This is a genomic window from Pararhodobacter sp. (genome assembly GCF_034676075.1).
In the GTDB taxonomy this organism is placed as follows: domain Bacteria; phylum Pseudomonadota; class Alphaproteobacteria; order Rhodobacterales; family Rhodobacteraceae; genus Pararhodobacter.
Genome location: NZ_JAUCCQ010000083.1, coordinates 1 through 16,379, shown reverse-complemented (window position 1 = coordinate 16,379; position 16,379 = coordinate 1). Strand labels below are relative to the sequence as shown.

Below are 16,379 nucleotides of genomic sequence, written 5' to 3'. Positions count from 1 at the left end.
GCCTGCCACGGCACGCCCGCCTCGGACGAGACCTATCTTTGCGAGCGGATCACCGCGGACGGCGGCGTGGCGCAGCGCGATGCCGCCACCATCGCCCGGCTGCTGGCCGGGATCGAAGCACCGCTGATCCTCTGTGCCCATTCGCATCTGCCGCGGGCGCTGCTGCTGCCAGACGGGAGGCGGGTGGTGAACCCGGGCTCGGTCGGCTGCCCGGCCTATACCGATGCCACCCCGGTGCCGCATGCGGTCGAAGCCGGGTTCCCCGAGGCCTCGTATGCGCTGGTCGAGGGCGAGAGCGTCACCTTCCGCCGCGTGGCCTATGACAGCGCCCGGATGGCGGCGCGGGCCCGGGCCGCCGGTCGGCCGGAATGGGCCCGGGCGCTCGCCACCGGCTGGATCGCCTCTTGACGCGCGGCGCGGCCTCGCGGATGAACCCTGCACGAACCCAAGGAGCCCCCCATGACCCGCACCGTCTATGTCAACGGCGAATTCCTGCCCGAGGATCAGGCCAAGATCTCGATCTTCGACCGCGCCTTCCTGATGGCCGACGGGGTCTATGAGGTGACCTCGGTCCTCGGCGGCAAGCTGATCGATTTCAGCGGCCACCTGAAGCGCCTCGCCCGCTCGCTCGACGCGCTGGAGATGGTGAACCCGCTGAGCGAAGACGAATGGCTGTCCATTCACCGCAAGCTGGTCGAGGTGAACGGCATCGAGGAAGGGCTGGTCTATCTGCAAGTCACCCGCGGTGCGCCCGGTGACCGCGATTTCGCCTGGCCCGATCCCGCCACCTGCCCGCCGGGCGTGGTGCTCTTCACCCAGAACAAGCCGGGTCTGGCGGACAGCCCGGCGGCGAAGGTCGGGATGAAGGTCATCTCGATCCCCGACATCCGCTGGGGCCGGCGCGACATCAAGACCACGCAGCTGCTCTATCCGTCGATGGGCAAGATGATGGCCAAGAAGGCGGGCGCCGACGACGCCTGGCTGGTCGAGGATGGGCTGGTGACCGAGGGGACCTCGAACAACACCTATATCGTCAAGGGCAACCAGATCATCACCCGCCAGCTGTCGACCGACATCCTGCACGGCATCACCCGCGCCGCGGTGCTGAAATTCGCCCGTGAGGCGCAGATGGAGGTGGTCGAGCGCCCCTTCACCATCGCCGAGGCGCAGCAGGCGGACGAGGCGTTCATCACCTCGGCCTCGGCCTTCGTCATGCCGGTGGTCGAGATCGACGGCGCGACGCTGGGCGACGGCAAGCCGGGCCGGGTCGCCAGCCGCATGCGCGAGATCTATCTGGATGAGATGCGCAAGGCCGCGATCTGATCGCAGCCTGCGCCGCGACAACGCCGCCCGCCCGTGAGGGGCCGGGCGGCGTTGCCGTTTCCGGGGGTCACGCCTGCCAGGGATCGCTGCCCCGCAGGGTGATGGTCAGCGCGTCGTCGGGGATGCTGTCGCCCTCGATGATCAGCGCGACCTGACCGTCGACCAGCACTGTGACTGTGGTCTCGCCCTCGATTCGTTCGATGCTGACCGTGGGTTCGGGATGGGTGATCGAGGGATCGCCGGAATCGACGCTGTTGTAATCGACGGTCAGCGCGACGGTCTCTCCGGCCTCGTAATCGATGATCCGCGCCGGCTGGAAGCTGGCATCGATGCCGTTGCCGACCAAGGCGCGCGACAGGAAGCTGTCGGTGCCCGAGCCGCCGGTCATCTCGGCGCCTTGGAGCGTGTCGTCGCCCGCGCCGCCGAAGGCCAGCTCAGCCGCGACGTAATCATCCCCCGAGCCACCATCGGCGAGGCTGTTGCCGAAGAGTACATCGTCGCCCGCATTGCCATAAAGGAAGTCGCCGCCCAGCGTGTCGTTCCCGGCGCCACTGGTAACGACGGAGCCGTTGGAACCGGCGGCGATCACCAGATCCTCGGCCGCGCCACTGGCGTCGATCTGGGCCTCGGGGGTGAGGATCTCGAACCGCTCCACCCCGGCGAAGCTCAGCACCCCGCCCTGGGCATCGGTCGCTGTGCCGCCACCGCCGGTGGTGATCACCACATTCTGCGCCAGATCGCTGGAGATGGAGAGGGTATCGCCGTCCTCCTCGCCGCCCTGTCCCAGATCGAGGCTCAGCCCGTCGGCCCAGGGAGTGGCGAGGCTTTCGATCGAGACGGAATCGTCGCCGTCCCCCGTCGACACGCGGTGCCCCTGCGCCGCGCCATAGAGGTAAACCGCATCGTTCCCGGCGCCCGTGTCGAGGACGATCGCGGTATCCTGGCGGTCGATCTCGGCCACGTCATGGCCCGAACCCAAGGCATAGCGTTCAAACCCGGCGATGTCGGCGCCGCGCTCGAATCTGGGGCTGGTGGCAATGAAGCCGCGCTCGGCACTGTCGAAAAGGTGCAGCGCCTCGGTCATGGTCGAGGCGTCAAGCAGATCGCCCTCGGTTTCGTCGCCGGTGCCGCCGTCGAGGAGAGAGCGCTCGCTGCCGATGCGGTTGCCGTCCGCGTCGAGGATCAGGCGTTCCTCGAACCCGACATTCAGCCGCAGCCTGTCGTCGCCCAGCCCCCCGTCCAGCGTGTTGATGCCGCCCTGTCCGTCGAGGTCGTCGTTACCCGCACCGCCCAGCAGCGTGTCGTCACCCGCGCCGCCCAGGATCGTGTCGTTGCCAGCCAGCCCGTCGATCAGGTCGTCGCCGTCGCCACCGGTCAGGCTGTCGTCGCCTTCGGTCGGAGTTTCGGTTTCGCCGGGGGCGGTGAGGCCGACGCCGCCTCCGTTCATCGACAGCGTGACCAGCACGCCAAGGATCATCAGGCCGACAAGCATTTTTACCCCCTACGCAACAACAAGATACAACCCTGCGGTGCGTGGGATGGTTCGGTCAAGTTTAATCAACTTGTCGGGGAAAGGGACGATCCCGTCGTTTCGGATTTCGAAACAACGGGACCCGGTGCCGGTTCAGCTTTGAAGTTCGGCGATCAATCCAGCGTGGTGACCGGGTTGAAATAGACCGCGACATCGGCGTCCACGTCGATGGTGGCGCCGCCGGTGATCACCGTGACCAGCGTGCCGTCGATCAGCACGTTCAGGTCGCCGCTCTCGGCATCGGGTTCCAGCGTCACCTCGGGCGGGGTCGTGCCTTCGAGGTAGGGGATGGTCAGGTGCAGCTGGTCGACGCCCGCTTCGAAATCGACCACTTCGCCGACGCCGTCATAGGTGATGCCCTCGCCGACCTTCTGTTCGATGACAAAGAGGTCCTCGCCCGCGCCGCCGGTGTAGGTGTCGTTGGCATCGCCATAGAGGGAATCGTTGCCCTCGCCGCCGTCGAAGGAATCGCGTCCGCCCAGGCTGCGGAGGATGTCGTCGCCCTCGCCGCCCAGGACGGTGTCGTTGCCCGCGCCGGTCTCCAGCATGTCGTTGCCCGCGCCGCCGTCGACCCATTTGTCGCCGTCAAAGACCGCGTTGACGCTGTCGTCGCCCTCGCCCGCGCGGATCGTGTCGAGGCCGATGCCGCTGAGGATCGTGTCGTCGCCGTTGCCGCCATCGAGCAGGTCGTTGCCGTCGCCGCCGTCAAGCGAATCCTGGCCGTTGCCGCCGAACAGCCGGTCGTTCCCCGCGCCGCCCAGGAGCGTGTCGTTCCACTCGCCGCCAAACAGCGTGTCGTTGCCGTTGCCGCCGTCCATCATGTCGCGGCCGGGGCCGCCGTTGAGGTAGTCGTTGCCCGCGCCGCCCAGCAGCGTGTCGTCGCCGGCCCCGCCCCAGAGCGTGTCCTGGCCATCGTTGCCCCAGAGCCGGTCGTTGCCCTGTTCGCCGAAAAGCTCGTCATTGCCGCGCCCGCCGGAAAGGCGGTCCCAGCCGTCGTTGCCATGCAGCGTGTCGTTGCCGTTGCCGCCATAAAGGTCGTCAGCGCCGCCGCCGCCGTTGAGCGTGTCGTTGCCGGGCCCGCCCGCCAGCGTGTCGTTGCCGTCAAGGCCGTTCAGCAGGTCATTGCCGGCGTGGCCTTCCAGCTGATCCGCGCCTTCGGTGCCGTTGAGCACGTCGTCTTCGTTGTCGACCACCGGGTCCGAGGGATCCTGATTACCCAGGCCCATGACCACGAAACTCGCCAGGATCAGCGCCAGAAGGCCCATCGGCACACCTCTTTAACTTGCGTACATTAACGCTTTGTTTACGACATTTGGGTCCGCTAGAGTCAAGGTAATCTTGGGAATTCCGCCATTTGCCGGAAGGGCCCCGGGGCCAATTCCTCCTTTGTCGACGGATAGTTGCTTGTCTGGAAACAATTCCGCCATCACCCGGCCATCGACCCGGAAACCGGGTCGGCCGGGGTCCAAAGGCCGGGGCGAAGGGGACTCAGTCGCGCTTGCCGACGTTCTCGGCGAAGCTCTTGTCGAAGGCCTTGACCTGTTCGGCCGAGGCCTCGCGCTGGTGCTCGGCGCGCCATGCGTCATAGGGCATGCCATAGACGATCTCGCGCGATTGCTCCTTGTCCAGCGTGATGCCTTCCTCCGCCGCCGCCTCGCCGTACCAGCGGCTCAGGCAGTTGCGGCAGAAACCGGCCAGATTCATCAGGTCGATGTTCTGGGCATCGGGGCGGTCGTGCATCAGATGCTGGAGCAGGCGGCGAAAAGTCGCGGCCTCGATGCGGGTTCTGGTGGCCTCGTCCATGGCTTCCTCGTTGAAACGGTGATCGCTTTGCCTCAGAACTGTCCTGCATCCGCCATCGGGTCAAGCCGCAGGGACAATGCGCGTCATGCCATCGTCAACGCAAGCCGCGTAAATTATTCGCGTTAGCGATACCGCAAAAGGCGGCCCGGCCTGTTGCCGCAAGGGCGCGTTTGCGCGATACGGGAAGAAAGCGGCCGCGAAAGGCCGGTCAAGGACACGAGAGAGAGGGCACCATGCGCCGCAACCGCAACGTCAAGATCGTCGCCACGCTGGGCCCGGCCTCGTCCGATCTGGCCACGATCCGCGCGCTCTTCGAAGCCGGGGCCGATGTCTTCCGGCTGAACATGAGCCACGGCTCGCACGAGGAAATCGCCTCCCGCCACGCCATCGTCCGCCAGGTCGAGCGCGAGGCGGGGCGGCCCATCGCCCTGCTGGCCGACCTGCAGGGACCGAAGCTGCGGGTGGGCACCTTCGGCGTCGCCTCGGTCGAGCTGGAGGAGGGGCAGAAATTCCGCTTCGACCTCGACGAGGCCGAGGGCGATCATACCCGCGTCCTGCTGCCCCATCCCGAGATCTTTGCCGCGCTCGAGCCCGGCGCGCGGCTCTTGGTGAACGATGGCAAGATCAAGTTGGTGGTCGATGATTGCGGCGCCGATTACGCCAATTGCACCGTCGCGGTCGGGGGCGTCATCTCGAACCGCAAGGGGGTGAACGTGCCCGATGTGGTGCTGCCCTTGCGCGCGCTCAGCCCCAAGGACAAGGCCGATCTGGAATTCGTCTGCGATCTGGGCGTGGACTGGCTGGCGCTGAGCTTCGTGCAGCGCCCCGAGGATGTCGAGGAAGCGCGCGAGCTGGCCCGGGGCCGGGCCGCAGTGCTGGCCAAGATTGAAAAACCGGCCGCGGTCAATGCCTTCGACGCCATCGCCGCGGTCTCGGACGGGATCATGGTGGCGCGGGGCGACCTGGGGGTCGAGCTGCCGGTCCATGCCGTGCCACCGATCCAGAAGCGTCTGGTGCGCCGGGCGCGGGCGCTGGCGAAGCCGGTGATCGTGGCGACGCAGATGCTGGAATCGATGATCGAAAGCCCGATGCCCACCCGGGCCGAGGTTTCGGACGTGGCCACCGCCATCTACGAGGGCGCCGATGCGGTCATGCTCTCGGCGGAATCGGCGGCGGGGAACTACCCGGTCGAGGCGGTGCGCACCATGCACAACGTGGCGCTCTCGGTCGAGAAGGACACGACCTATCGTCAGGTCATCGCCGCCTTCCGCACCTATGAGCGGACCTCGGTCGCCGATGCCATCGTCTCGGCCGCGCGCGAGATCGCGGAATCGACCGATATCAAGGCGATCTGCTGTTTCACCGAATCCGGCACCACCGCGCTGAAAGTGGCGCGGGAGCGGCCGCAGGTGCCGATCCTGGCGCTCAGCCCCAAGGTGGCGACGCTGCGGCGGCTGTGCTTGGTCTGGGGCGTGACCTGCGTGGCGACCGGCAGCGTGGACCGCTTCAAATCGGCCGTGGTCAGCGCCGCGCGGGCCGCGCGTGAGCTGGGTTTCGCCGAACAGACCGACCAGATCGTGGTGACCGCCGGTGTGCCCTTCAACCAGCCCGGCACCACCAATATCCTGCGCGTGGCGCCCTGCGACGAGCGTCTGATCTTCCGCGCCGAGGAATGACCTCCTCGGCCCCGTGACACTTCGGAGAGCCCATGGACCGCGACCTACTGTTCCTTGTCGGGCTGGTGTTCCTGCCGCTCGCCTTCGTCGCGCTGGTCTCGGCCTGGGCCGACCGGCGGCGGCCCTGGGCGGCGCTGATCCTGGTGGCGGTGGGGCTGGGGGTGGCGGCCTGGGCCTCGTACACCAACCCCGCCGGGCCCTATGACTGGCGCCTGATCCCCGACCTCGCGGTCGAGACGGTGGGGCGCTACTGGCAGCGTTAAGGCAGGGGGGCCGTGGATGCCGCGCGCGCGGGCTGGTCGGTCACCGCCAGCGTCATGCGCGAGATGCACACGAGCTTGCCGTTCTCATCGACGATCCGCGTCTCCCAGACCTGGCTGCGCCGCCCGATATGCACCGGCCGCGTGGTGCCGGTGACCCAACCGCCGGTCGCCGGGCGCAGATGGTTGGCGTTGATCTCCTGTCCGACGACGCTTTCGCGGGTCACATCGACGCAAAAGGCACCGGCCAGGCTGGCCAGCGTCTCGGCCAGCAGGACCGAGGCGCCGCCGTGGAGGATCCCGCCGGGCTGTTTGGTGCGTTCGTCGACCGGCATCCGGCCGGTCAGGTAATCGTCGCCCTTTTCCAGGATCTCGATCCCCAGCCGGGCGTTCGCGGTTCCCTGGCCATAGGCATTGGCCATCTCGATGGTGAAGGGGGTCTTCCAGATACTGTCGGTCATCGCTCTCTCCTCGCTGCTCCGGACCTGCGCCGTCGCGCGCCGGCGGGCAAGTCCCGTGCGCGCGTGACCTTGCGTCCGGGAGGGGTTCGGGGGCCCTTGCAAAGCGGGGAGGGGCGGGGTATTGGGACGCCCTCTGAGCCCGCGCGGCCGGCCGGTGTGGCATGCCGAGTCGCGCGTTATGACCTCTCGAAGAGACAGGAGACGGAAATGCCCAAGATGAAGACCAAATCGGCCGCCAAAAAGCGGTTCAAGGTCACTGCTACCGGCAAGATCAAATCGGCCCAAGCCGGCAAGCGCCACGGCATGATCAAGCGTACGACGAAATTCATCCGCGACGCCCGCGGCACCATGGTGCTGAGCGAGCCGGATACGAAGATCGTCAAGACCTACATGCCCTACGCCCGCTGAGCTGAGGAGAGACACACATGGCACGCGTCAAATCCGGCAAGGTGACCCACGCCCGTCACCGCAAGGTGATCAAGGCCGCCTCGGGCTATTACAGCGCCCGTTCGCGCAACTTCCGCACCGCCACGCAGGCGGTCGACAAGGCGAACCAATACGCCACCCGTGACCGCAAGACCCGCAAGCGCAACTTCCGCGCCCTGTGGATCCAGCGGATCAACGCCGCGGTGCGTCTGGTCGATCCCGACCTGACCTATTCGCGCTTCATCAACCTGCTGGCCGTCGCCGGGATCGAAGTGGACCGCAAGGTTCTGGCCGATCTCGCCGTGCACGAGCCCGAAGCCTTCGCGCTGATCGTCGAGCAGGCCAAAGCGGGCGCCACCGCCTGAGCGGAGCGTTTTCGCTGACAGAAATGACCCGCCGGGCTTGCGCTCGGCGGGTTTTTTCATGGTCCGTTTTTTCGTGGTCCGGTGGCGGTGTCAGCCTTGCAGGAGCGCCATCGCCTCGGCGTGGAGTTCTGGGGACGAAGCCGCCAGGATCCGCCCGCCCTGATGCGCGGGATTGCCCTGCCAGTCGGTGACCACGCCGCCCGCGGCCTCGATCACCGCGATGGGGGCCATCACGTCATAGGGTTGCAGCCCCGCCTCGATCACCAGGTCGATCTGCCCCGCCGCCAGCAGGGCGTAGGCGTAGCAATCGGTGCCGTAGCGGGTCAGCCGCGCCCGGGTTGCGACACGGCGGAAGGCGGCGCCTTCCTCGGCGGTGCCGACTTCGGGGAAGGTGGTGAAGAGGATCGCCTGCGACAGCGGCCGGGCAGGGCGGGCGCGCAGCGCCTGCTGGCCGAGCGGGCCGTCAACGCGGGCCTCGCCCAGACCGCCGCGGAACCGCTCGCCGATATAGGGCTGGTCGATGATGCCCAGGAAGGGGCCGTCCTCATCGGCCAGCGCGATCAGCACGCCCCAGGTGGGGGTGCCGGACAGATAGCCGCGGGTGCCGTCGATCGGGTCCAGCACCCAGGTCAGGCCCGAGGTGCCGGGGCGTGCCTCTTCCTCTTCGCCGAGGATGGCGTCATCGGGGCGCAGCCGGGCCAGCACGGCGCGCATCGCCGCTTCGCTGGCGCGGTCGGCGGCGGTCACCGGGTCGAAACCGGCACTGGCCTTGTTGTCGGCGGAAAGCCCCTCGGTGCGGAAATGCGCCAGCGTCGCCGGGCGCGCGGCATCGGCCACAGCATCGGCGGCCTGCCAGAGCGCAGCGATCTCGGCCGGCGAGAAACGGGAACGGAGGGGGGATCGGGTCATCGGCGGCGTCTCCTCAACCGGGCGTGAGAGCCCTGTCTAGGCGTGCCGGCGCGGGCGGGCAAGAGTGTGCCCGCCTCCTGGGACCCGGGGTTGTCAGGCGGCGTCGGAGAGGACGCGGGCCAGGTCGAACAGGCGTTTGCGCTGCGCTTCGGGGATCGAGTAATAGGCGCGGACCAGTTCCATCGCTTCCTTGTTGGCCAGGATATCGGCCGCAGGCGCTGCTTCGCCCGAATTCTCACCGGCGAGGCCTTCGAAGAAGAAGCCGATCTGCACACCCAGCGTACGGGCGATGTCCCACAGACGCGAGGCGCTGACGCGGTTCATGCCGGTTTCGTATTTCTGGATCTGCTGGAATTTGATGCCGACCGAATCGGCCAGCTGCTGCTGGGTCATGCCCACCATCCAGCGACGATGACGGATACGCTTGCCAACATGGACGTCCACCGGGTGCTTCACTTCCTGACTCCTCTTGTCAATCAATCCCCGGGACCGATCAGGCCATCGGGGACCAAGCCCTTCGAAACCAAGAGAAGCAATTTCCGTGCCAACTTCTGCACCACGAGTCATTTTTTTCGCCTCACACATAGGGGTGTCCCGAAAACGGGACTCAGGAGCGTCGGGAAGGGCCGCGCGTTGCTGATCGCGCAACAGATGTCCCTGTCGTTTACGCTAACGTCACGGTTGACGTAGCGGCAGGAGCCGAGTCGCGGCCGTACACCCGGAAGGATGTAAGCATCCCTCGCTCATTCCATCAAGACGTGTTTTGCAAAATGCAATGCAATGCGCAAACAACCTTTACGTGTATTCGCAAAATGCAAACGTGTTTTCGCGGGAGTTTCATGCGCGGGACGCTATGTCACTTCGGCCCTGGCCCGCCGCGGCCTTGTCCTTGCGCGGGGGGCGGCCCATCGTGGCTGTCCCGATTCCTCTAGCCGGAGCCAGCCGATGCGCGCCTTCGTCCTCGCCTCGACCGAGACCCCGCCCGCCCTCACCGATCTGCCGATGCCCGAACCCGGGCCGGGCGAGCTGCGGGTGAAGATCCGCGCCTGCGGCCTGAATTTCGCCGATCTGCTGATGGCCAAGGGCACCTATCAGGAGATCCCGCCGATGCCCTTCGTCATGGGCATGGAGCTTTCCGGCACCGTCGATGCGCTGGGCGCCGGCGTCACCGGCTTTGCGCCCGGCCAGAAGGTCGCGGTCTTCGCCGGGCAGGGCGGGCTGGCGGAATACGGCTGCTTCCCGGTCGAGCGCTGCCTGCCGGTGCCCGAGGCCATGCCCTTCGACCAGGCGGCCGGGTTCATGGTGGCCTATGGCACCTCGCATCTGGCGCTGACCCATCGCGCGCGGCTGAAAGCGGGCGAGACGCTGCTGGTGCTGGGCGCGGCGGGGGGCGTGGGCCTGACCGCGGTCGAGATCGGCGCGCGGCTGGGCGCCAAGGTTGTTGCCGTTGCCCGCGGTCCCGAGAAGCTGAAAGTGGCCGAGGCCGCCGGGGCCTCGGTCCTGATCGACAGCGAGGGCGCCGACCTCAAGGCCGCGTTCAAGGCGCTGGGCGGGGTCGATGTGGTCTATGACGCGGTGGGCGAGCCCGCGGCCTCGGCCGCCCTGCGCGCGCTGAAACCCGAGGGGCGCTTCGTCGTCATCGGCTTCGCCGGCGGCGGCGTGCCGCAATTCCCCGCCAACATCCTGTTGGTCAAGAATATCGACGTGATCGGCCTCTACTGGGGCGGCTACAACAGCTTCGCGCCGCAGGTCATCACCCGCTCGCTTGCCGATCTGATGGATATGTACGCCCGGGGCGATCTGCATCCGCATGTCAGCCACGCCCTGCCGCTCGACCGGGTGGAAGAGGCGATGGAGCTGATGCGCAGCCGCGCCTCGACCGGCAAGGTGGTCATCACCATCGGCGACTGAGCCTTATTCGGCGGCCATCCCCTGCGGGATCCGGCCGTCGCTGTCCCAGGCCTTGCGCAAGAGATCGGCCAGCGCCGCGACCCCGGGCGTGGCGTTGCCCGGGCGCATGTACAGGTTGATGAGATAGCTGTTGAGGTCGGGCAGGGCGCCGCCATGGGCGATGCGCTCGACATGCGGCGGCTCGGTCCCGGCCAGGAGCGCATGGATCGCCATGTCGCAGCTGACCGCGGCTTCCAGCGTGCGGTCGCTTTCCGATTCCACCGCCGTCTCCCAGGGGATATCCGCCCGGTCCAGCGCCGCGACGATCCCGGCGCGGAAGGCGCAGACCCGTCCCTGCGCCAGCCTGAGCGGCCGCTGGCGCCAGGCATTGCCGCCCGGTGCCCCGATCCACAGGAGCGGCAGCCGGGTCAGCGTCTCGCCGCCCGCGTCGCAATGCGCCTCGGTCGTCAGGATCAGGTCGCATTCACCCCGCGCGAAGGCCTCCTTGGCGCGCAGCGTGTTCTGGGTCAGCAGCTGCACCTGCATGCGCGGATACATGGAGTGGAAATGCCGCAGCACCTGCGGCACGTGCGGATAGACGATGTCATGGGGCACGACGACGGTGATCACGCCCTCGTATTCGCTGTCGGTCAGCCGCTCGACCGCCTCGTCGTTCAGGGCGATGATCCGGCGCGCATAGCTGAGCAGTTGCTCGCCGGCCGATGTCAGCGACACCCCGCGCCCGCTCCGGTCCAGCAGCGTCAGCCCCAGCGATTCCTCCAGCCGCTTGATCTGCATGGAGACCGCCGATTGCGTCAGGTTCAGCAGCTGCGCCGCCCGCGTCACCCCGCCGAAATCGGCGATGGCAGCCAGGGCACGCAGGGCGGAGAGGTCGAGATTGCGTCGCATATCATCATCCGTGATCGTGGCCATCAGAAACATTCGTTTCCATCATACCAGTATTCTCGGTATCCGATCAATACCCGTGATGCAAAGCACGGGACTCATAGCCGCTCTGAAAGGATGATCCGATGGCCAGCTCGACCTGCACCGCACCCGTTTCCGTTGCCGCCCCCCGGCGCCCGGTCCTGGCCCGGGTGCTGAAGGCTCTGGCCACCGCCTTTGCGCTGCGCCGCGAGCGCATCGACCTGGCGGCGCTCGATGACCAGATGCTGGCCGATATCGGCATCACCCGCGAACAGGCCCAACGCGAGGCCAGGCGGCCCCTGTGGGACGCGCCCAGCTACTGGCGTTGAATTCCCGACAAAACCGCTTAAGGCGAGTCTTGAAATAGGGGTTCATAATCCCGATATTGGAACCATTCGCGGGGGCCCGGGGAACCGGGCCTTCGTGACAAGATGGTTCCAACGGAGGGTTACATGGCCAACTACCAGTCGGTGCGCACGTCTGACGCTGGCGCGCTTGGCGCACGGATCGACGCCGGCCTGCGCACGCATATGAACAAGGTCTACGGCACGATGTCCGTGGGCATGCTGATCACGGCGGCGGGCGCCTGGGCGATTTCCGGCCTTGCCACCACGACCGACCCGAACACGGCCGCCGCGATGCTGCCGAACGGGACGTATCTGTCGCAATTCGGCTATCTGATCTATGCATCGGCGTTCCGCTGGGTGGTGATGTTCGCCCCGCTCGCCTTCCTGTTCTTCGGCTTCGGCGCGCTGATGCGCAATGCCTCGGCCGCGGCGATGCAGGTCGGTTTCTTCGTCTTCGCGGCGCTGATCGGCGTGTCGCTGAGCTCGATCTTCCTCGTCTACACCAGTTTCTCGATCACCCAGACCTTCCTGATTACCGCGATCGCCTTCGCCGGTCTCAGCCTCTACGGCTATACCACGAAGCGTGACCTGTCGGGCATCGGCACCTTCCTGGTGATGGGCGTGATCGGCCTTCTGGTCGCGATGGTCGTCAACATCTTCATCGGCTCGTCGGCGCTGGCCTTCGCGATCTCGGTGATCGGTGTGCTGATCTTCGCGGGCCTCACCGCCTTCGACACCCAGACGATCAAGGCGAATTACATCGCGCATGCGGCGCAGGGCGACACCGAATGGCTGGAAAAATCGGCCATCGCGGGCGCACTGAACCTCTACCTCGACTTCCTGAACATGTTCCAGTTCCTGCTGATGTTCCTGGGCAACCGGGAATAAGCGGACGGACGGAAAAGAAGGGGGCCGGTCCTGCGGGACCGGCCCTTTTTCATGCGCGGTGGATCGGCTTGCCGTTCACCCAGGTGGCAAGGATCGCCCGGTCGTCGCCCATCATGATGGTCGGGAACAGCGCCTCCCACAGGTCGCCCGCCCGCGCCGCGCGCTGGGCGATGGCTTGGGTCGAGGCCAGATCGACCACCGTCAGATCTGCCTCATAGCCCGGCGCGATCCGCCCGATGCGGTCGCCCAGCCCCAGCGCCCCGGCCGAGCCTGCGGTCGCCAACCACCAGAGCTGCGCCGGATGCAGCGCCTCACCCCGCAGCTGGGCGATCTCATAGGCCGCCGCCATGGTCCGCAGCATCGAGAAGCTGGAGCCCCCGCCGATATCGGTGGCGAGCCCGATCCGCTGCCCCTCGGCCTTCAGCCCCACCATGTCGAACAGTCCCGAGCCGATGAAGGCGTTCGAGGTCGGGCAATGCACCAGCGCCGCGCCCACGTCGCGCAGCCGGTCCCGCTCGCGTGGCTCAAGGTGGATCGCGTGCCCATAGAGCCCCCGGGCGCCCAGCAGCCCGAACCGCTCATAGACATCGAGGTAATCGCGCGCCTCGGGGAACAGCTCCGCCACCCAGCGGATTTCCTCTTTCTGTTCCGACAGATGGGTCTGCATCGCCACCTCCGGATGCTCGGCCCAGAGCGCCCCCAGAGCCGCCAGCTGGTCGGGCGTCGAGGTCGGCGCGAAACGCGGCGTGATGACATAGCCCAGCCGGTCCACCCCATGCCAGCGTTCCAGCAGCGCCTTCGACTGGTCATAGGCCGACTGCGCGCTATCCCGCAGGCTGTCGGGTGCGTTGCGGTCCATGCAGGTCTTGCCCGCCATCACCCGCATCCCCCGCGCCTGCGCCGCGGTAAAGAAGGCGTCAACGCTCTCGGGATGGATGGTGCAGAAGCTGCAGACGCTGGTCGTACCATGGGCCAGCATCAGGTCGAGGCAGGTCTCCGCCGCCCGCCGCGCATGCTCAGGGTCGCCGAAGCGCGATTCCTCGGGGAAGGTATAGGTGTTCAGCCAGTCGATCAGCCGCTTGCCCCAGCCGGCGATGATCCCGGTCTGCGGGTAATGCGCATGGGCATCGACGAAACCCGGCGAAATCAGCGCCTTGCCGTAATCGTGACGCCGCGCCTCGGGATGCGCGGCGCGCAGGCTGGCGGCGGGACCGACGGCCAGGATCCGCCCGTCTTCGATCAAGACGGCGCCCTCGGCCTCGATCCGGGCTGCCGAAGGGCCTTCAAGGAACGGGTCGTCATCGAAACTCAGTACCTGGCCGATAAGCAGGTCGCGCATGGGAACCTCCAAGGGGGCGGCTGACCCTTTATCGCGCGGCCGTTTGCGCTTAACAACCACGGGCACGGGACGATTCGACCCGGGCGCAGGCCGAAACGGGAACGGGAGGCGGCGATGACGGAACCGGAACACCACAAGACCGGGAACCCGGAGAATCCGATACCCGAACCGACGCCCCGGCCCGAGCCGCCCGAGGAGGACCGCGAGGTCGAGGAGCTTGATGCCGAGCGGATCGGCACGGTCCTGGACGCCGTCGACGCGGGCGACGCCCAGGCCGTCGCCGCGGCGCTCGACACGCTGCACCCGGCCGATATCTCGGACTTGCTGGAACAGATCTCCAGCCAGGAGCGCAAGGCGCTGCTGACGCTCTACCCCGAGGGCGTCGATGGCGACGTGCTGTCCGAACTCGACGAGGCGGTGCGCGAAGAGGTCATCGAGGCCATGCCGCGCGAGGCCCTGGCCGAGGCGGTGCGGGAACTCGACACCGACGACGTGGTCGACATTCTTGAGGATCTGGAGGACCACGATCAGGCCTTCATCCTCGACTCGCTGGAAAAGGACGACCGGGCGGCGGTCGAAAGCTCGCTCGCCTGGCCCGAATATTCCGCTGGCCGCCTTATGCAATCCGAGACGGTCAGCGTGCCGCAGGACTGGACGGTGGGGCAGACCATCGACCATCTGCGCTCGGCCGATTGGCTGCCGGACCAGTTCTACCATGTGATCCTGGTCGATGAACGCCACCGCCCGACCGGCTATGCGACGCTGGGACGGGTGCTGGCCTCGAAACGCGATACCGCGCTGTCTGACATTATCGAGGACAGTTTCATGACAGTGGAGGCCACCGAAGAGGAGGCCGAGGTCGCCCGGATGTTCAATAAGTACCATCTCATCTCGACTCCGGTCGTGGATGGGGCGGGGCGGCTGGTCGGGGTGATCACCATCGACGACGCCATGGTCGTCCTCGATGACGAGCACGAGGAAGACATGCTGCGCATGGCGGGCGTCGGCGATGAATCGAGCCTCTCGGACGGGGTCTGGGAGACGGTGCGCCAGCGCTTCCCCTGGCTGGCCGTGAACCTCGTGACGGCCAATATCGCGGCGGCCGTGATCGGTCTCTTCGAGGGCACGATCGCCGTTCTGGTGGCGCTGGCGGCCTTGATGCCGATCGTCGCCTCGATGGGCGGCAATGCGGGCACGCAATCGCTGACCGTGGCGGTGCGGGCGCTGGCGACCAAGGACCTGACGGAATCGAACGCCGCGCGGGTCGTCCGACGCGAACTGGTCGTCGGCCTGATCAACGGGGTGGGCTTTGCCCTGGTGATGGGCGCGGTGGCCTGGACGTTGTACGGACGCGACATCTGGCTGGGGGTGGTGATCGGCGCCGCGCTGATCATCAACCTGTCGCTCGCGGCGCTGGCCGGGGTGCTGGTGCCGCTGGCACTCAACCGGCTGAAACTCGACCCGGCGCTGGCCTCGGGCACCTTCGTCACCACGCTCACCGATGTGGTCGGCTTCTTCGTCTTCCTCGGCCTCGCCACGCTGGTGCTGATGTGAGCATCGACCAGATCAAGGCCGAGGCCCGCCGCGCCGCCTTCACCGCCCGCAAGGCGGTGTTCGGCACCGGCCGCGACGCGGCGGCGCAAGCGCATCTGGCGGCGGCGCTGGCTGAGTATGGCGCGGCGCCGCTCTCGGGCTACCTGCCGATCCGGACCGAGATCGACCCGGTGCCGGTCATGGCCGGCCATCCCGGCCCGGTCGGCGTGCCGGTCATCTCGGGCGCAGGGCGGCCGCTCGACTTCCACCTCTGGACACCCGAAACGCCGCTGGTCGACGGCCCCTTCGGCGCCAAGGTCCCGGCCGAGGGCGTGGCGATGATCCCGCGGCTGGTGATCGTGCCGATGCTGGCCTTCGATGCCCGCGGCTACCGGCTGGGCTATGGCGGCGGCTTCTACGACCGGACGCTGGCCCGTCTGCGCGCCGCCGGCCCCGTCACCGCACTGGGCTTCGCCTTCGACGCGCAGGAACAGGCCGAGGTCCCGACCGATTGTTTCGATCAGCCGCTCGACGGCATCGTGACCGAAAGCGGCCTGCGGCTCTTCGGCTGACAGGGGAGGGGTTTCGCCCTCGTGCCTCGGGCGACCGGAGGCGGGGGGGTGAGCGGCGTCTCGGAAACGCGCCATTGGCGCGTTTCAGCCGCGAACGCCGCGCCCGTGGCGCGGCCGGGAGCCCGCCCC

19 protein-coding genes are annotated in these 16,379 nt (G+C 67.4%); 11 read left to right on the top strand and 8 right to left on the bottom strand.

The window, feature by feature from the left end:
* Together VDQ18_RS17170 and VDQ18_RS17165 are read left to right on the top strand one after the other, a co-directional pair.
* The coding region (locus tag VDQ18_RS17170) for a metallophosphoesterase family protein (protein ID WP_416235122.1) at positions 1–408 on the top strand (408 nt) is incomplete at its 5' end.
* A 51-nt stretch (positions 409–459) separates the two neighbouring features.
* Positions 460–1,323, top strand: a complete 864-nt coding sequence (locus VDQ18_RS17165) for a D-amino-acid transaminase (protein ID WP_323022143.1) — start codon at positions 460–462, stop codon at positions 1,321–1,323.
* A 67-nt stretch (positions 1,324–1,390) separates the two neighbouring features.
* Here VDQ18_RS17165 and VDQ18_RS17160 read toward each other — a convergent pair whose 3' ends face one another.
* The 3 genes from VDQ18_RS17160 to VDQ18_RS17150 form a co-directional block, all read right to left on the bottom strand.
* On the bottom strand, positions 1,391–2,815 hold the full coding sequence (locus tag VDQ18_RS17160; protein WP_323022142.1) for a hypothetical protein: 1,425 nt from the start codon (positions 2,813–2,815) through the stop codon (positions 1,391–1,393).
* A gap of 152 nt (positions 2,816–2,967) precedes the next feature.
* The gene (locus tag VDQ18_RS17155) at positions 2,968–4,119 is read right to left on the bottom strand and encodes a calcium-binding protein (RefSeq protein WP_323022141.1); all 1,152 of its coding nucleotides are present in this window, start codon (positions 4,117–4,119) and stop codon (positions 2,968–2,970) included.
* Positions 4,120–4,342: 223 nt separating this feature from the next.
* Complete coding sequence (locus VDQ18_RS17150; RefSeq protein WP_323022140.1) at positions 4,343–4,657, bottom strand: DUF1244 domain-containing protein; 315 nt, start codon at positions 4,655–4,657, stop codon at positions 4,343–4,345.
* Between the two features lie 233 nt (positions 4,658–4,890).
* On the opposite strand from VDQ18_RS17150, the gene pyk reads away from it, so the two are divergent.
* Both pyk and VDQ18_RS17140 read left to right on the top strand, forming a co-directional pair.
* Positions 4,891–6,333, top strand: coding sequence for a pyruvate kinase (gene pyk / locus VDQ18_RS17145; protein ID WP_323022139.1), 1,443 nt, complete (start codon positions 4,891–4,893; stop codon positions 6,331–6,333).
* A 32-nt stretch (positions 6,334–6,365) separates the two neighbouring features.
* Positions 6,366–6,596: a hypothetical protein gene (locus VDQ18_RS17140; RefSeq protein ID WP_323022138.1), complete on the top strand. Its 231-nt coding sequence runs from the start codon at positions 6,366–6,368 to the stop codon at positions 6,594–6,596.
* Here VDQ18_RS17140 and VDQ18_RS17135 read toward each other — a convergent pair.
* The gene (locus VDQ18_RS17135) at positions 6,593–7,054 is read right to left on the bottom strand and encodes a hotdog fold thioesterase (protein WP_323022137.1); all 462 of its coding nucleotides are present in this window, start codon (positions 7,052–7,054) and stop codon (positions 6,593–6,595) included. The genes VDQ18_RS17140 and VDQ18_RS17135 overlap by 4 nt on opposite strands.
* Before the next feature lie 207 nt (positions 7,055–7,261).
* Here VDQ18_RS17135 and rpmI point away from each other — a divergent pair, with 207 nt between their 5' ends.
* Both rpmI and rplT read left to right on the top strand, forming a co-directional pair.
* Positions 7,262–7,462 carry a 50S ribosomal protein L35 gene (gene rpmI / locus VDQ18_RS17130; RefSeq protein ID WP_107751654.1) on the top strand — a complete coding sequence of 67 codons (201 nt, stop codon included), beginning with the start codon at positions 7,262–7,264 and terminating at the stop codon, positions 7,460–7,462.
* A gap of 17 nt (positions 7,463–7,479) precedes the next feature.
* The gene (gene rplT, locus VDQ18_RS17125; protein ID WP_323022136.1) at positions 7,480–7,845 is read left to right on the top strand and encodes a 50S ribosomal protein L20; all 366 of its coding nucleotides are present in this window, start codon (positions 7,480–7,482) and stop codon (positions 7,843–7,845) included.
* 90 nt (positions 7,846–7,935) lie between these two features.
* Here the strand turns inward: rplT and VDQ18_RS17120 are convergent, their stop codons facing one another.
* Positions 7,936–8,754: an inositol monophosphatase family protein gene (locus VDQ18_RS17120; RefSeq protein ID WP_323022135.1), complete on the bottom strand. Its 819-nt coding sequence runs from the start codon at positions 8,752–8,754 to the stop codon at positions 7,936–7,938.
* A gap of 93 nt (positions 8,755–8,847) precedes the next feature.
* The gene (locus tag VDQ18_RS17115; protein WP_323022134.1) at positions 8,848–9,210 is read right to left on the bottom strand and encodes a helix-turn-helix transcriptional regulator; all 363 of its coding nucleotides are present in this window, start codon (positions 9,208–9,210) and stop codon (positions 8,848–8,850) included.
* Positions 9,211–9,699: 489 nt separating this feature from the next.
* Between VDQ18_RS17115 and VDQ18_RS17110 the strand changes: the two genes are divergently transcribed.
* Entirely contained in the window at positions 9,700–10,665 is a 966-nt protein-coding gene (locus tag VDQ18_RS17110) for an NADPH:quinone oxidoreductase family protein (protein ID WP_323022133.1), read from the top strand.
* 3 nt (positions 10,666–10,668) lie between these two features.
* On the opposite strand, the gene VDQ18_RS17105 is transcribed toward VDQ18_RS17110, so the two are convergent.
* Complete coding sequence (locus tag VDQ18_RS17105; protein ID WP_323022132.1) at positions 10,669–11,553, bottom strand: LysR family transcriptional regulator; 885 nt, start codon at positions 11,551–11,553, stop codon at positions 10,669–10,671.
* Between the two features lie 122 nt (positions 11,554–11,675).
* Here VDQ18_RS17105 and VDQ18_RS17100 point away from each other — a divergent pair, with 122 nt between their 5' ends.
* Together VDQ18_RS17100 and VDQ18_RS17095 are read left to right on the top strand one after the other, a co-directional pair.
* A complete protein-coding gene (locus VDQ18_RS17100; RefSeq protein WP_323022131.1) occupies positions 11,676–11,900 on the top strand; it encodes a DUF1127 domain-containing protein in 225 nt (74 codons plus the stop codon).
* A 123-nt stretch (positions 11,901–12,023) separates the two neighbouring features.
* Entirely contained in the window at positions 12,024–12,806 is a 783-nt protein-coding gene (locus VDQ18_RS17095; protein WP_323022130.1) for a Bax inhibitor-1/YccA family protein, read from the top strand.
* Positions 12,807–12,855: 49 nt separating this feature from the next.
* On the opposite strand, the gene guaD is transcribed toward VDQ18_RS17095, so the two are convergent.
* On the bottom strand, positions 12,856–14,145 hold the full coding sequence (gene guaD, locus VDQ18_RS17090) for a guanine deaminase (protein WP_323022129.1): 1,290 nt from the start codon (positions 14,143–14,145) through the stop codon (positions 12,856–12,858).
* A 114-nt stretch (positions 14,146–14,259) separates the two neighbouring features.
* Between guaD and mgtE the strand changes: the two genes are divergently transcribed.
* Together mgtE and VDQ18_RS17080 are read left to right on the top strand one after the other, a co-directional pair.
* Complete coding sequence (gene mgtE / locus VDQ18_RS17085; protein ID WP_323022128.1) at positions 14,260–15,699, top strand: magnesium transporter; 1,440 nt, start codon at positions 14,260–14,262, stop codon at positions 15,697–15,699.
* Positions 15,696–16,250 (top strand): 5-formyltetrahydrofolate cyclo-ligase, encoded by a 555-nt coding sequence (locus VDQ18_RS17080; RefSeq protein WP_323022127.1) that lies wholly within the window; start codon positions 15,696–15,698, stop codon positions 16,248–16,250. The genes mgtE and VDQ18_RS17080 overlap by 4 nt, the downstream gene beginning before the upstream one ends.
* Positions 16,251–16,379: the final 129 nt, after the last annotated feature.